We start from the raw sequence: 14,256 nt of genomic DNA, 5'->3' as shown, positions 1-14,256 counted from the left end.
GCCCTGACCGGCCCTGACCGGCTCAGCCCTCCGACGGGGTCTCGGACGGCTCCGGCGACCCGGACTCCTCCGGCTCCTCGGTCTCCTCCGGCGCGAGCAGCCGCTCGGTCTGCCGCGCCAGCGCCTCCATGCGCAGCGGCAGGGCGACCCCGAGGTCGACCGTGGGGTCGGTGAGCACCTGCTCCAGCACCCGGTCGGCGCGCCGGTTCAGCGCCGTCCACTTCGGGGTGTCGGGCAGCGGCTCCGAGCGGCGGACGCCGTCGACGTACACGCGGTAGTTGGCCGGCAGCCGGCGCGGCTGGGTGAAGGCCTCCGAGGACAGCACGTCGAGCCGCGCCGGGACGAGCGCGCCCCGCCGGGCAGCCGTGGTGGCGCCCTCCTGACCGACGGCCCAGGCGATGAAGTCGGCGGCCAGCTCGACCTCGTCCGACGACGCCGGGACGCAGTAGCCGCTGACGGTGGAGACCGAGCGGGACCGGCCGAAGCCCGGCAGCGGCAGCACCTGGAACTCCCGGCCCGACTCGCGCAGCACCGGCACGTCGGCACGCGTGCCGAACATCAGCCCGAGCTCGCCGTCGACGAAACGCTGGAGAGCGGACTTCTCGGCCACCTGCTGCGGGGTCAGCGACACGCTGCGGTCCGCGGCGAGGACCGCCACCAGCCGCAGCACCTGCAGGGCCTCGTCGGAGGTGAGGTCGAGCTCGCGGGGCTCCGCGACGTCGTCGACCACGTCACCGCCGGCGGCGCGCACGAAGGCGGTCATCAGCTGCAGCGTCGGCGGCACGTAGACGCCCCGCATGCCCGCCGGTCCGTCCGCCACGGCGACCGCACGCGCGGTGGCGGCAAACTCGTTCCAGCCCCAGGTCTCGATGGCGCGCGGCAGCTCGACGCCGAGCGAGCGCAGCCGACGGTTGCTCGGCAGCAGCGCGTCGTCGGCGTAGAGCACCGTGGGCGACATCTCGGCCGGCATGCACTGCAGGGCCGCCTCCGCGCTCAGCGCGGACAGCGCGACCCGTTGGTGGTCGTCACCGAACTGCACGTCGCGCTCCTCGAGGAGCTCGTCGAGGGGCTGCAGGAAGTCCGGGGAGCGGGTCGTGAGCTCGGCCAGCGCGCTGCCGTCCATGAGGAAGACGTCGGCGGGCTCCTCGCCGGACTCCACGGCCCGCAGCGCGGCGGGCGCCGTGCGGTAGCCGGTGGTCACCACGTCCACGTCGGGGTCGACCTGTTCGTAGGCACGAGCGACGTCGGCGTAGGACTGCTGCTGCGCCCGGGTGCCGAAGACGGTGAGCCGGAGCTCGGTGCGCTCGGGCCCGGCGGAGGACGCCTCGGGGGACGGTCCTGGCTCGGGCGGGTCCTCGCCTCCGGTGCAGGCGGACAGCAGCAGGCTGCCGGCCAACGCCGCGACCACCAGACGCGTCCCCGTCCTGCACATCAGCGCCGTCCGCACCGCGGGCACCCCGCCTCCTCCAGTCGAGCCCGATCGCCGCGACCGCGTCGGTGGGCCCACCGTAGCGGGTCACCACCTACGCTGGTGCGATGGCCGACACGCCCCGCCATCACCGCCCCGCCCTGCTCGGCGCCGCGCCCTTCGAGGACCTCGTGGGTGACGTCGACCCGGCCGAGCGCACCGAGGCGGCCGACCGGGCGGCGACGCTGCTGGTGCGCGGGCCCCGTGACCCGCAGGACGACGCGGTCGTCGAGCGCGTGGTCCGGCTCGCCGAGCTCGAGGGGCTCGAGGGCATCGCGGAGCTGTGGTCCGGCTCGCCCGCGGACTCGCTGGCGGGCTGCCTGTGGCGGCTCTACCTGCTCCGCGCGTGGGTGTACGCCGACCCGGCCGGTGCCGCCCGTGAGTTCGACGCCGGGCGTCACCACACCCCGGTCCACGAGGTCGTGGCCGGGGTCACCGACCCTCCGGGGCCCGACGACGTGCGCGCGCTGGTCGACACGGTGCTGCGCGGCGTCCGGGTCGGCGACTTCGCCGACACCCTGTTCCGCGCGGCCGCCTTCGCCCGGGTCGCGGCCGCCGGCCGGGCGCACCTCGACCACCCCGGGAGCTCGCCCGACCACGCCACCGACCATGCCTCCGACGTGTCGGCCGCGCGGCTCATGACGCTGGCCTCCCAGCTCGAGCACGCCGCCCGCCTGGAGCTGGACGGCCGGCTCGGCTGAGCTCAGCTGGGCTCACCTGGGTCCTGCCAGGTCCGGGCCGGCGTCTCGTGCGGTCCCCCACCGGGTGCTCCACCCCTGTCGTACACTCGGACACGCGTCGGGCCGCGGCAGCCCCGGGTCCCACAATTAGCCGCTACGAGCGGCCACGCGCCGTGAGGCGCTCCCGGCCCGACGCACTACTCCTCCCGGACGCACCGGGCAGCACGCCGGTCAGCCCAGCCGGTCAGCCCAGCCGGTCAGCCCAGCCGGTCAGCCCAGCCGGTCAGCCCAGCCGGTCAGCCCAGCCGGTCAGCCCAGCCGGACGTCGGCGACCAGCCCGGCGTGGTCCGAGGGCCACCGTCCGCCCACCGGCTCGGCGCCGACACGCGTGCAGGTCTCGGCGCGGGCGCCGCGCGTGAAGACGTAGTCGATGCGCTGGTGCAGCCGGCTCTCCGCGTTGGCCAGGTCCGGCGACTGTCCCGAGGTCCACCCGGCGGGCGCGTCCGTGGCGTGACCCGTGTCGACCCAGGCGTCGCGCCAGGCCGCGGGCATCCCCACCTGGTCGGGCGTCGCGTTGAGGTCGCCCACCAGCACCACCGGGCGACCGGCCGGCGCGAGCGTGCCCACGGCGGCGAGCAGCTCGTCGCGCTGCCGGTCCCGCGCTGCGTCCTCGTGAGCCTCGGTGTGCGTGGTGACGACGACGAACGGGGGCCCGTCGTCCCCCACGCGGCAGTGGGCCGCGCACCACCCGCGGCTGACGGTCTGGCGGTGCCCTCCCATCACCTCGAGGTGGAGAGCGCGGCCGAAGGTGCCCAGGTGGCTCGACTCGACGCGCACCGGGCTGTCCCGCCGGACCAGCAGGACGTCGTGCCCGGTCAGGGTGACGCGTCCGCCTCCCAGGGCGTCGGGCAGGTCGGCCGCGCCGGTGAAGCTCGCCTGCCGGGTGACGACGTCGTACTCCTCGCCGAGCGCGGCGAGCTCGGCCAGCAGGAGCGCCTCGAAGTCGGTCGTCACGGCGCCCTCGTGGGTCCAGGTGCAGACCTCCTGCAGCCCGACGAGGTCGGCCCCGTGCTCCACCAGCGTCCGGGCGACCAGCGGCGCCCGGTGCTCGAAGCCGGTCGTGGTCAGCTGGCGGACCACCTCGGCGAGGTCGGCGTCGAAGTCGCCCGAGCGGCCGGGGCCGAACAGGGTCGACAGGTCCGCGCCCAGGTAGAGGTTCCAGGTGGCCACCCGGACGCGGTCCGGCGCGCCCGGACCACCAGCCGCCGCCCGACGGTCACGCACGCCCATGGCTCACGGTAGGCCGCCCCCGGCCGGGTCCGGCGGCGACGCGCGGGTGCGGCGCACGAAGGCGAGGAAGCGGTCCGCGGCGGGCGCGAGCTCGCGGTCGCTGCGCCACGTCAGCCCGACCGTACGTCGCGCCGCGGGCGTCGTCAGCGCGACCCCGACCGTGCCGGAGACCCCGGCCAGGTGCTCGGGCACCAGGGCGACCCCCAGCCCGGCCGCGACGAGACCCTCGATGGTGGCGAGGTCGGCGCTCTCGAAGGAGACCCGAGGGGCCACGCCGGCGTCGGCGAGCAGTCGGTCGACCTGGTGGCGGAAGCCGAAGCCGACCGGTGTGGTCACCAGCTCCTCGCTCGCCAGCTCGGCGAGGTCGACGCGGCGCCGGTCCCGCAGGCGGTGCGACGGCGGCACGACCAGGACCAGCCGCTCCTCCTGGAGCGGCAGCCAGCCGTGCCCGGGCTGCGGGCCGGTGGTGGTGACGGCCAGCTCCGAGGCGCCTGACGCCAGGTCGGCGAGGATCTCGTGGCCGGGCTCCTGGGTGAGCAGCACCCGGACCCGGGGCGCCTCGCCGTGGAAGTCGCGCAGCAGCTGAGGGACGAGGGAGGTGGCCATCGAGTCGAGGAAGGCGAGCCGCACGACCCCGGACTCCGGGTCCCTCCGCGCCCCGAGGTCGGCCAGCAGCTGGTCGTAGCGGGCGGTGAGGTCACGGGCCGCGGCGAGCACGAGGTCGCCGTCGGGGTTCGGGAGCACGCCCGTCGGCACCCGCTCGAACAGCCGGGCACCGAGCTCGGCCTCGATGCGGGCCAGCGCCCGCGACAGGGTCGGCTGGCTGACGCCGAGGCCGGCCGCGGTGTCGGTCACGTGGCGGTGGTCGGCCAGCGCCACCAACCAGGCGAGGTCGCGCAGCTGCATGGGCCCAGCCTAGCGTCGTCATGCGCCTCACGCATCAAGGCAAGAGACACGGGACATTGGACGTATGAGGACCGAACGCGCAGAGTCGTCGGGTGACTTCTGCACCGACCTCCCCGGCGTCGGGGCCGGCCAGCGGCTCGGGCGGCCCGGTCGCCGACGACGCCGGCCGCGGGTACGTCCCGGGAACGTCGGCGTACCGTCGAGTCGTCGGCGCGCTGTTCGTCGCCGGGCTGGCCACCTTCGTGCTGCTCTACAGCACCCAGGCGCTCTTCACCGAGCTGGCCGCCGACTTCGGTGTCACACCGGCCCAGAGCACCCTGTCGCTGTCGCTGACCACCGCTGGGCTGGCCGTGACGATCCTGCTGCTCGGCCCACTCTCGGACCGCGTCGGGCGCACTCCCCTGATCCACCTCTCCCTCGGCTTCGCGTCGCTGGTCGCGGTCGCCTGTGCGCTCGCGCCCACGTGGCACGCGCTGCTCGGGCTCCGGTTGGCGCAGGGTGTGGCGCTGGCCGGGCTGCCCGCCGTCGCGACGGCGTACCTGCGCGAGGAGCTGCACCCCTCCAGCCACGCCCGCGCCGCCGGCCTCTACATCGGGGGTACGGCGATCGGTGGCATGGCCGGGCGGCTCGTGACCGGTCCGGTGGCCGACGTCGCCGGCTGGCGCTGGGGCCTGGCCGCCGCCGCGGGCCTCGGCGTCCTGGGGGCGGTCGTCGTCCGCGTGCTGCTGCCGGCCTCGCACGGCTTCGTGCCCGCCGCCTCCGGGGCCCGAGCCGCCGCACGCCGCCTGCGCGGGGCACTGGCCGACCCGGCCCTGCTGGCGCTCTACGGCATCGGCGCCACCGGTATCGGCGCCTTCGTGGCCGTCCTCAACGCCACCGGCTTCCGGTTGTCCGGGGCGCCGTTCTCGTTGGGCGTCGGCGCGGCCAGCCTCGTCTTCCTCGTCTACCCGATCGGTTCGGTGGGCTCGGTCGTGGCCGGGCGGCTCGCCGAGGTGCTCGGCCGACGCGCCGTCGTCCCCGCCGGCTGCGCCCTCGCCATCGGCGGGCTGCTGCTCACGCTGCCGGCCACGCTGCCCACCCTCGTCGGCGGCCTCATGCTGATGACGGCCGGCTTCTTCGTCGTCCACGGCACCGCGTCGGGCTGGGTCACCGCCCGCGCCCACGCCGGAGGGGTGGCCACCGGTCAGGCGTCCTCGCTCTACGTCTTCGCCTACTACGTCGGCTCCTCGGTCTTCGGCACCCTGGCCGGCCACGCCTGGTCCGCGGGCGGCTGGCCCGCCGTCGTCGCCCTGTCCGGCGGTCTGCTGCTGGTGGCGACCGTGCTCGCGCTGAGGCTGCGCAGCACCCCGACCCTGCTCGTCGGCTGAGTCGCGCCGGGGCGGGCTGGGTCGGGCCGGGTCGCGCTGGGTCACGCTGGGTCGCGCTGAGTCGCGCTGGGTCGGGCATCATGACCCCGGTGCGACGACTGCCGAGGTGGGTCCTGCTCGCGGCGGTCGTCGTCGCGACGATCGGTGGCGTCCTGCTGACCGACGGCGGCGACAGCAGCGAGAGCGACAGCAGCGAGAGGAACGGCTCCATGACGACGTACTCCCCCGAGGCCGACGGACTGCCCGACCCCGGCGAGGTGGTGTGGACCTGGGTGCCCTACGAGGAGGACGCCTCGCAGGGCAAGGACCGCCCCGTCGTCGTGCTCGCCCGCGCCGCGGCACCCCACCCCCCGGGCCAGCTGCTGTGCCTGCAGCTCACCAGCCAGGACCACGACCGCGACGCCGAGGACGAGGCGCGCTGGGGTCGCTACTGGATGGACGTCGGCTCCGGCGACTGGGACCCGGAGCGGCGCCCCAGCGAGGTCCGCCTCGACCGGCTGCTCGTGCTGCCCGAGGCCGAGGTGCGCCGCGAGGGCGCCGCCCTGGAACGGTCGGTGTTCGACGCCGTGGTGACCGAGGCGTCGCGCCACCACCCCGAGCTGTCGGGCTGAGGCACCTCGCCCCACCGGGTCAGATCCGCGCGAGAGCCTTCGCGACACGCTGCTCCGAGACCGGACGCCCGGTCCCGAGCTGCTGGGCCCAGAGGCTGACCCGCAGCTCCTCCAGCATCCACCGCACCTCGACCAGGCCGGCCGGCACGACCGCGGGGTCGGTCAGTGCCGCCACCCGGTGCAGGTAGGCGTCCTGGAGCGCCGCGACCCGGTCCATCAGCGCGCGGTCGCGGTCCGGCGCCGCCCCGCCCGCGTTGAGCTTCTCGACGCGGACCTCGACGGCCCGCAGGTAGCGGGGCAGGTCACGCAGCCGCGCCGCCCCCACCTCGGCCACGAAACCGGGCCCGACCAGCCGCCCGACCTGGGCCTGCAGGTCCGTCATCGCCGGCAGCAGCCGCAGGTCCACCCGGCCGCTCAGCGCCCGGTCGGCCTGCCGCCACGCCGCCAGCACCCGGACGACGTCCTCGAGCACGACGGCGGAGGCCTCGGCGAGGTCGGCGCGCACCGCCGCCTGCAGCGCGCGGAAGGACGGCTCGTCGCGGACCAGCGCGCCCCCGTGCCGGTCCATGAGCTGCTCGACGGTGGCGAGCACGCAGTCCTCCAGCAACGCCCCCACCGACGGGTACGGCGAGCCGGCGAGCGTCAGCTTCCGGGCGTTGTCCCAGTCCCGCGTCAGCCGGTTGGCCGGGGAGGGCACGGTCAGCGCCAGCAGCCGCCGTACGCCGAGCCGGTGCGCGGCCGTCTGGGTGGCCTCGTCGCCGAAGACCCGCAGCCCGACGGTCCCGTCGCCCTCGTCGACCAGCGCGGGGTAGCCGCGCACGGGCTGCCCGGCGCGGGTCTCCTCGAACGACGGCTCGATCGTGCCGACGTCCCAGTCGCGGGCGCCGGAGGCGGTGCGCTCGGCCGCCGCCGACTGGAGCGCGTCGGCGAAGCGGGCGCCGAGCGGCTGCTTCAGGGCGGCGAGGTCCTTGCCGCGGCTGACCTCCGTGCCGCTGTCGTCGACGATGCGGTAGGTCGGCTGCAGGTGCGCCGGCACCTTGTCCCAGTCCCACGCGTCGGCCGGCACGTGCACGCCCGTGCGGGCCCGCAGGTGCCGCTCCAGCGCGTCGAGCAGCGGCTCGCGGCCCGGCGCCACGCTGGCGAGGAAGTCGCGGGCGTGGTCCGGCGCCGGCACGAAGCTGACGCGCAGCTGCTTGGGCAGCGAGCGCAGCAGCGCCACCACCAGCTCCTGGCGCAGGCCCGGCACGTGCCAGGTGAGCGAGGCGTCGCTGACCTGGTTGAGGGCGGTGAGGGGGATGTCGACGGTGACGCCGTCGCGCGCGCCACCCGGGTCGAAGGCGTAGCTCAGCGGCAGCGGGACGGGGCCCTCGTGCCAGGCGTCGGGGAAGTCCTCGACCGAGACGTCGGCGGCACCCTCGTGCAGCAGCATCGCCGGGTCGAAGGTCAGCAGGTCGGGCTGCTCCTGCCGTGTCGCCTTCCACCAGGTGTCGAAGTGGACGCCGGAGACGACCTCGGCCCCGACCCGGGCGTCGTAGAAGTCGAAGAGGCTGTGCTCGTCGACCACGAGGTCGCGCCGCCGGGCCCGGTTCTCCAGCTCCTCGGCCTCCTCGAGCAGCCGCCGGTTGTGGGAGAAGAACCGGTGCCGCGTCTGCCACTCGCCGTAGACCAGGGCGTGGCGGATGAACAGCTCCCGGGCGAGCGCCTGGTCGACCGAGCCGTAGTTCACGAGCCGGTCCGCGACCAGCGGGACGCCGTACAGGGTGACGCGCTCGCGGGCCATGACCGCGGCGCGCCGGCGCGACCAGTGCGGCTCGGAGTAGGTGCGCTTGACGAGGTGGGCGCCGACCTCCTCGGCCCACGAGGCCTCGATGGCGGCGTTGGTGCGCGCGAAGAGGCGCGAGGTCTCCACCAGCTCGGCGGACATCACGACCTCCGGCTGGCGCTTGGCCAGCGTGGAGCCCGGGAACAGCGTGAAGCGGGTGTTGCGGGCCCCGAGGTACGTCGACGTGCGGCGCCCTCGCTGCCCCCGCGCCGCGGCGTCACCGCGGGGACGCGCGGCCTGCTCCTCGGCCTCGCGGTCCTTGACGCCGACGTGGGACAGCAGCCCGGCCAGCAGGGCCCGGTGGATGCCGTCCTCGTCGCGCTCCCCGCCGTCCGGGCGGTCGCGTGGCCCCGACGCCGTGCCGAGCCCGACCTGCTTCGCGGCCCGGCGCAGCTGCGACTCCAGCTCCTGCCACTCCCGGATGCGCAGGTAGTTGAGCAGCTCGGCGCGGCACAGCCGGCGGAACGCGCTCGAGCTGAGCTCGCGCTGCTGGGTGCGGACGTGCTCCCACAGGTTCAGCAGCGAGAGGAAGTCGGAGTGCTCGTGGCGGAAGCGCGCGTGGAGCTGGTCGGCCTGCGCCTGCAGCTCCAGCGGCCGCTCGCGCGGGTCGGGAAGGGACAGCGCGGCGGTGATCACCAGCACCTCGCGCAGCACGCCGCGGCGATCGGCCTCGAGGATCATGCGCCCCATGCGCGGGTCGACCGGCAGCGTGGACAGCCGCCGCCCGATCCTCGTCAGGCGCTGGCCGCCCTCGAGGGCTCCCAGCTCCTCGAGCAGCTGGCGGCCGGCCGCCACCTGACGGTGGTCCGGTGGCTCGACGAAGGGGAAGCGCGCCAGGTCGCCCAGCCCGAGCGCCGCCATCTGCAGCAGCACCGAGGCGAGGTTGGTCCGCAGGATCTCGGGGTCGGTGAACTCCGGGCGCGCGTCGTGGTCTTCCTCGGAGTACAGCCGGATCGCGATGCCCGGCGAGGTGCGACCGCACCGGCCGGAGCGCTGACGGGCGGAGGCCTGGCTGACCGGCTCGATCGGCAGCCGCTGGATCTTGCTGCGCGCGGAGTAGCGCGAGATCCGCGCCACCCCGGTGTCGACGACGTAGCGGATGCCGGGCACCGTCAGCGAGGTCTCGGCGACGTTGGTGGCCAGCACGATGCGACGCCCGGTGTGGGCGGCGAAGACGCGGTGCTGCTCCGCGCTGGAGAGCCGGGCGAAGAGCGGCACGACCTCGGGGTCGACGCCGCGCCAGGTGGCGCCGGCCAGCGCGTCCGCGGTGTCGCGGATCTCCCGCTCCCCCGGCAGGAACACGAGCACGTCGCCGGGGCCCTCGGCGGCGAGCTCCTGGCAGGCGGCCACCACCGCCTCCGTCTGGTCGCGCACGACGGGCTCGCCGTCCTCGTCGTCGTAGCGCTCCTCGACCAGCGGCCGGTAGCGGACCTCGACGGGGTAGGTCCGCCCGGACACCTCGACGATCGGGGCAGGACGGCCCTGCGCGTCGGCGAAGTGGGCGGCGAAGCGCTGCGGATCGATCGTCGCCGAGGTGATGACGACCTTGAGGTCGGGACGACGCGGCAGCAGCTGCTTGAGGTAGCCGAGGATGAAGTCGATGTTGAGGCTGCGCTCGTGCGCCTCGTCGATGATGAGCGTGTCGTAGCCGCTGAGCTCGCGGTCACGGTGCAGCTCGGCGAGCAGGATGCCGTCGGTCATCAGCTTCACCAACGTGCTCCGGTCGGCCCGGTCGGTGAACCGGACCTGGTAGCCCACCGCGGCGCCGAGCTCGACCCCGAGCTCCTCGCTGATGCGCTCGGCCACCGTGCGGGCGGCGATCCGTCGCGGCTGGGTGTGGCCGATCTGGCCCCGGACGCCCCGGCCCAGCTCGAGGCAGATCTTGGGGATCTGCGTGGTCTTCCCCGACCCGGTCTCACCGGCCACGATCACGACCTGGTGGTCGCGGATGGCCGCGGCGATGTCGTCGCGCCGCGCACTGACCGGCAGCTCGTCGGGGTAGGTCACCACCGGCACAGCCGCGGCGCGCGTCACCACCTCGGCGTCGCTGTACGGCGGCGGGGTGAGCCGGCGGGACGACCGACCGCCCTCCTGCCCGCTCCCCCGGCCGACCTTCTGGCCGCGATCCTGGCCGCGCTCCTGGCCGCCACGACGGCGACCCCCGCGAGGGCGACGCTTCTTCGCGCCGGCGGGCGGGGTCTCAGACATGGCCGGGACAGCCTACGGGGCGTGCTGCGCGTCGGCGTCCGGTGCCGGCACGCGTGCGGACGACTCGGACCAGCCGCGCGTCAGCGGTCGCGCTGGCGCGAGAGCGGCGGCCAGATCTCCCCGCCCTCGCCGGCGTGGTAGAGCGTGGCGGGTCGTCCACGGCCCCCGGCGGTGCGCCAGCCGCTGTCGGTGACGAAGCCCGGGGTGCCGAGCACCTTGCGCTGGAAGTTGCCCGGGTCGAGGGGCCGGCCCCACACGGCCTCGTAGACGCCGCGGATGTCGGCGATCGTGAACTCGTCGCCGAGCAGCGCGGTGGCGACGGTCGTGGTCTCCATCCGCCGTCCCAGCGACGCGACGGCGTCGGCCAGGATCGTGGCGTGGTCGAAGGCGAGCCGGCGCGAGGCCGAGAGGGCCTCGTCGAGGGACCACCACTGCACGTCCGCGGCGTCGTCGGAGGCGAGCGCCTCGGCGTCGGGTGCCGCCAGCGTCCAGTAGGACATCGACACCACGCGGTGGCGGGGGTCGCGCCGGGGGGCGGTGTAGGCGCCGATCTGCTCGAAGGGGCGACGCCCGACGACCAGCCCGGTCTCCTCCTTCAGCTCGCGTCGGGCGGCCTTGGCGGCGTCCTCGTTCTCGTCGACGAAGCCACCCGGCAGGGCCCAGCGGCCCTTGAAGGGAGCCTGCCCGCGCTTGATCAGCAGGACGGAGAGACCGGTGTCCTCGCGCATGCTGAAGGCGGCGACGTCCGCGCACAGGTAGACGAACGGGAACTCGGAGGTGTAGACCACAGGAGGACGCTATCTTGTCGGACTGACAACCGCACCGAGACCCGGCAGAGCGCCTGCCATCACCTCGAGCAACGTCTCCCGGCTGACCCCCTGCGGGCGCTCGAGCCAGGTCAGCAGCATCTCCTCGACCAGCGAGCTCCACCCGCGCACCAGCAGCCGCAGCAGCGGGGTGTCGACGAGACCCATCTGGGCCAGGACCTCCGGCTCGGTGGTCGTGAAGATGCGGTCGGTCAGGGCGTGCCGGGCCTGCTCGTGGATGTGGCGGAAGTCCTCGTCGCCGCCGGCGGCCCCCCGCACGAACGAGCGGTAGGCCTCGTGGTGCTCGGTGACGAAGTCGACGTACGCCGCGAGGCCGAGGGCCAGCTGCTCCTCCGGCGGGTCGTCGGCGCGGGGCGCGGTGACCTCGACGATCTCCTCGGCCATGCGCTGGAGCACCGCGAGGCGGAACTCCCGCTTGTTCGGGAAGTAGTGGTAGAGCAGGCCCCGCGAGATGCCGGCCTGCTCGGCGATGGCGTCGATCGAGACGTCGTCGAGCTGCCCGGCCGAGACCATCCGGCGCCCCAGGTCCAGCAGCTGCTCGCGCCGGGCCGCGGGAGCGAGCCTGGTGCGGGTGACGGCCATGCCCCGAGGGTAGCGACCGTCACGTCCGAGTTCTATTGACGCTCGTTCAATAGACCTCGTAGCCTAGGGTCATGGCTCAGAATTCGGCGAACCGCACCGTCCCCCTCCCCCCGCACGTCGGCGTGCTCGTCGTCGGCGCCGGCTTCGGTGGCCTCGCGACGGCCATCAAGCTGCACGAGGCCGGCCGCGAGGACTTCCTCGTCGTCGAGCGCGGCAACGACGTCGGCGGCACCTGGCGCGACAACACCTACCCGGGCGCCGCGTGCGACGTCCCGTCGCAGCTGTACTCCTACTCCTTCGCCCTCAACCCCGACTGGTCGAGCTCGTTCTCCCCCCAGCCGGAGATCCAGGCCTACATCCAGAAGGTCGCGGAGCGCTCGGGCACGCTGGACCGCTTCGCGTTCGACACCGCCCTCGAGGCGGCCACCTGGGACGAGACGGCCGGTCACTGGACGGTGCGCACCAGCGCCGGCGAGCTCACCGCCGACGCCGTGGTCTCCGCCGCCGGCGCCCTCTCCGACCCGAAGAACCCCGACATCGAGGGCTTCGACTCCTTCACCGGCCAGGTCTTCCACTCCGCGCGCTGGGACCACGACGCGGACCTCACCGGCAAGCGCGTGGCCGTCATCGGCACGGGCGCCTCCGCGATCCAGATCGTCCCCGAGATCGCGGAGAAGGTCGGCCACCTCGACGTCTACCAGCGCACCGCGCCGTGGGTGATCCCCCGCAACGACCGTCCCTACACCGGCGTCGAGAAGCTCGGGTTCAAGGTGCTGCCCGGCCTGCAGCGGATCTACCGCACGGCCATCTACTGGGGCCGGGAGATGTACGTCCCGGCCTTCACCAAGAACCCCCGGCTGGCGTGGCCGGCGCAGCAGCTCGCGCTGCTCAACATCCGCCGGGGCATCGCCGACCCCGAGCTGCGCGCGAAGGTGACCCCCGACTACACGATCGGGTGCAAGCGCATCCTGATCTCCAACACGTGGTACCCGGCCCTCGACCGCGACAACGTCGACCTCGTCACCGACGGCATCGCCCGCGTCACCCCGACGGGCATCGTCACGAAGGACGGCCAGGAGCGCGAGGTCGACGTCATCATCGTGGCCACCGGCTTCCACACCACCGACCTCCCGATCGCGGAGAAGATCACCGGTCGTGACGGCACCCGGCTCGACCGCCACTTCGCCGAGCACGGCATGCAGGCCTACAAGGGCACGACGGTCCACGGCTTCCCGAACCTGTTCTTCGTCGTCGGCCCGAACACCGGCCTGGGTCACTCGTCGATGGTCTTCATGATCGAGTCGCAGGTCGCCTACATCCTCGACGCGCTCACCCACCTCGAGGAGCGGCGCCGCAGCGGCGTGACCGCCCTCGAGCCCCGGCCCGAGGCCCAGCGCGCCTACGTCGACGGCCTCCAGGACAAGATGGAGGGCACCGTGTGGAGCGCCGGGGGCTGCGCCAGCTGGTACCTCGACTCCCACGGGCGCAACGTCACGCTGTGGCCCGGCGCGACCTTCACCTTCCGTCGCCTCACCGCGCGCTTCGACCCCGAGAAGTACGTCGAGGTGCGCAGCGACCAGCACGACGACCAGCCCGCCCCGACCGCCGAGGAGATCCCCGCATGACCCGCATCGACAGCAGCACCGTCGTCGTCCTGACCGGCGCCGCGTCCGGCATCGGCCGCGCGCTCGCCCTCGAGCTCGCCGGCGCCGGAGCGCGCCTGGCGATCTCCGACGTCGACGCGGCCGGCCTGCAGGAGACCGCCGACCTGGTCCGCGAGGCCACCGGGCTGGAGGCTCGCGTCGACAAGCTCGACGTGCGCGACCGCACCGCCTGGAAGGAGTACGCCGACACTGTCGTCGCCGACCTCGGCAGCGTCTCCGTCGTGATCAACAACGCCGGGGTCGCCCTCAACGGCGACGTGGTCGACATGACCGACGAGCAGCTCGACTTCGTCATGGACGTCGACTTCTGGGGCGTCGTGAACGGCACGCGCGCGTTCCTGCCCCACGTCATCGCGTCGGGCGGGCACGTCGTGAACATCTCCAGCCTCTTCGGGCTGCTGGCCGTGCCGGGCCAGTCGGCGTACAACGCCGCGAAGTTCGGCGTGCGCGGCTTCACCGAGGCGCTGCGCCAGGAGATGGTCATCGCCCGCAACGGCGTGTCCGTCACGTGCGTGCACCCCGGGGGCGTCAAGACCGCGATCGCCCGCAACGCGGCCTCCGCCGGCGCCACCGACCAGCAGCGCAGTGCCGACTTCTTCGACAAGCACCTCGCGAAGACGACCGCCGAGCAGGCCGCCGCGATCATCGTCGAGGGCATCCGCAAGGACCGTGCCCGGGTGCTCGTCGGCCGTGACGCCAAGGCGCTGGACCTGCTGGTCCGGCTCACCGGGTCGGGCTACCAGCGCGTGGTGAGCCGCGTCGTGGGGCGGGCCAACAAGCGCCTCATCGGGATCGTCTGACCCGATCCACTGTCAGACGCTCCCGCCGGGC

The 14,256-nt window shown here is 74.3% G+C and carries 11 protein-coding genes; 5 read left to right on the top strand and 6 right to left on the bottom strand.

Translation table 11 applies throughout. From position 1 onward, the window contains the following. Positions 1–22 precede the first annotated feature (22 nt). Complete coding sequence (locus tag G7072_RS07415; protein WP_166085007.1) at positions 23–1,456, bottom strand: extracellular solute-binding protein; 1,434 nt, start codon at positions 1,454–1,456, stop codon at positions 23–25. A gap of 80 nt (positions 1,457–1,536) precedes the next feature. On the opposite strand from G7072_RS07415, the gene G7072_RS07410 reads away from it, so the two are divergent. Continuing rightward, positions 1,537–2,169 carry a hypothetical protein gene (locus G7072_RS07410; protein WP_166085005.1) on the top strand — a complete coding sequence of 211 codons (633 nt, stop codon included), beginning with the start codon at positions 1,537–1,539 and terminating at the stop codon, positions 2,167–2,169. 288 nt (positions 2,170–2,457) lie between these two features. Here the strand turns inward: G7072_RS07410 and G7072_RS07405 are convergent, their stop codons facing one another. Together G7072_RS07405 and G7072_RS07400 are read right to left on the bottom strand one after the other, a co-directional pair. Next, the gene (locus G7072_RS07405) at positions 2,458–3,432 is read right to left on the bottom strand and encodes an endonuclease/exonuclease/phosphatase family protein (protein ID WP_166085003.1); all 975 of its coding nucleotides are present in this window, start codon (positions 3,430–3,432) and stop codon (positions 2,458–2,460) included. Between the two features lie 9 nt (positions 3,433–3,441). Continuing rightward, on the bottom strand, positions 3,442–4,344 hold the full coding sequence (locus tag G7072_RS07400; RefSeq protein ID WP_166085000.1) for a LysR family transcriptional regulator: 903 nt from the start codon (positions 4,342–4,344) through the stop codon (positions 3,442–3,444). 92 nt (positions 4,345–4,436) lie between these two features. Between G7072_RS07400 and G7072_RS07395 the strand changes: the two genes are divergently transcribed. Both G7072_RS07395 and G7072_RS07390 read left to right on the top strand, forming a co-directional pair. Then, positions 4,437–5,711, top strand: a complete 1,275-nt coding sequence (locus G7072_RS07395; RefSeq protein WP_166084998.1) for an MFS transporter — start codon at positions 4,437–4,439, stop codon at positions 5,709–5,711. 89 nt (positions 5,712–5,800) lie between these two features. Further along, a complete protein-coding gene (locus tag G7072_RS07390; protein ID WP_240917191.1) occupies positions 5,801–6,322 on the top strand; it encodes a type II toxin-antitoxin system PemK/MazF family toxin in 522 nt (173 codons plus the stop codon). Between the two features lie 19 nt (positions 6,323–6,341). On the opposite strand, the gene hrpA is transcribed toward G7072_RS07390, so the two are convergent. From hrpA to G7072_RS07375, 3 genes are all read right to left on the bottom strand, one after another. After that, on the bottom strand, positions 6,342–10,352 hold the full coding sequence (gene hrpA, locus G7072_RS07385) for an ATP-dependent RNA helicase HrpA (protein ID WP_166084994.1): 4,011 nt from the start codon (positions 10,350–10,352) through the stop codon (positions 6,342–6,344). Between the two features lie 80 nt (positions 10,353–10,432). Continuing rightward, positions 10,433–11,140, bottom strand: a complete 708-nt coding sequence (locus tag G7072_RS07380; RefSeq protein ID WP_240917190.1) for an NUDIX domain-containing protein — start codon at positions 11,138–11,140, stop codon at positions 10,433–10,435. Positions 11,141–11,149: 9 nt separating this feature from the next. Continuing rightward, positions 11,150–11,761 carry a TetR/AcrR family transcriptional regulator gene (locus G7072_RS07375; protein ID WP_166084992.1) on the bottom strand — a complete coding sequence of 204 codons (612 nt, stop codon included), beginning with the start codon at positions 11,759–11,761 and terminating at the stop codon, positions 11,150–11,152. Positions 11,762–11,832: 71 nt separating this feature from the next. Here G7072_RS07375 and G7072_RS07370 point away from each other — a divergent pair, with 71 nt between their 5' ends. Together G7072_RS07370 and G7072_RS07365 are read left to right on the top strand one after the other, a co-directional pair. Beyond that, positions 11,833–13,386, top strand: a complete 1,554-nt coding sequence (locus G7072_RS07370) for an NAD(P)/FAD-dependent oxidoreductase (RefSeq protein ID WP_166084990.1) — start codon at positions 11,833–11,835, stop codon at positions 13,384–13,386. Next, positions 13,383–14,225: an SDR family NAD(P)-dependent oxidoreductase gene (locus tag G7072_RS07365; protein WP_166084989.1), complete on the top strand. Its 843-nt coding sequence runs from the start codon at positions 13,383–13,385 to the stop codon at positions 14,223–14,225. Before G7072_RS07370 ends, G7072_RS07365 begins: the two co-directional genes overlap by 4 nt. Positions 14,226–14,256 lie beyond the last annotated feature (31 nt).

Source organism: Nocardioides sp. HDW12B (assembly GCF_011299595.1).
Taxonomy (GTDB): domain Bacteria; phylum Actinomycetota; class Actinomycetes; order Propionibacteriales; family Nocardioidaceae; genus Marmoricola_A.
Note: the sequence above shows the minus strand (reverse complement) of the source record. Positions and strands in the feature narration are given on the sequence as shown.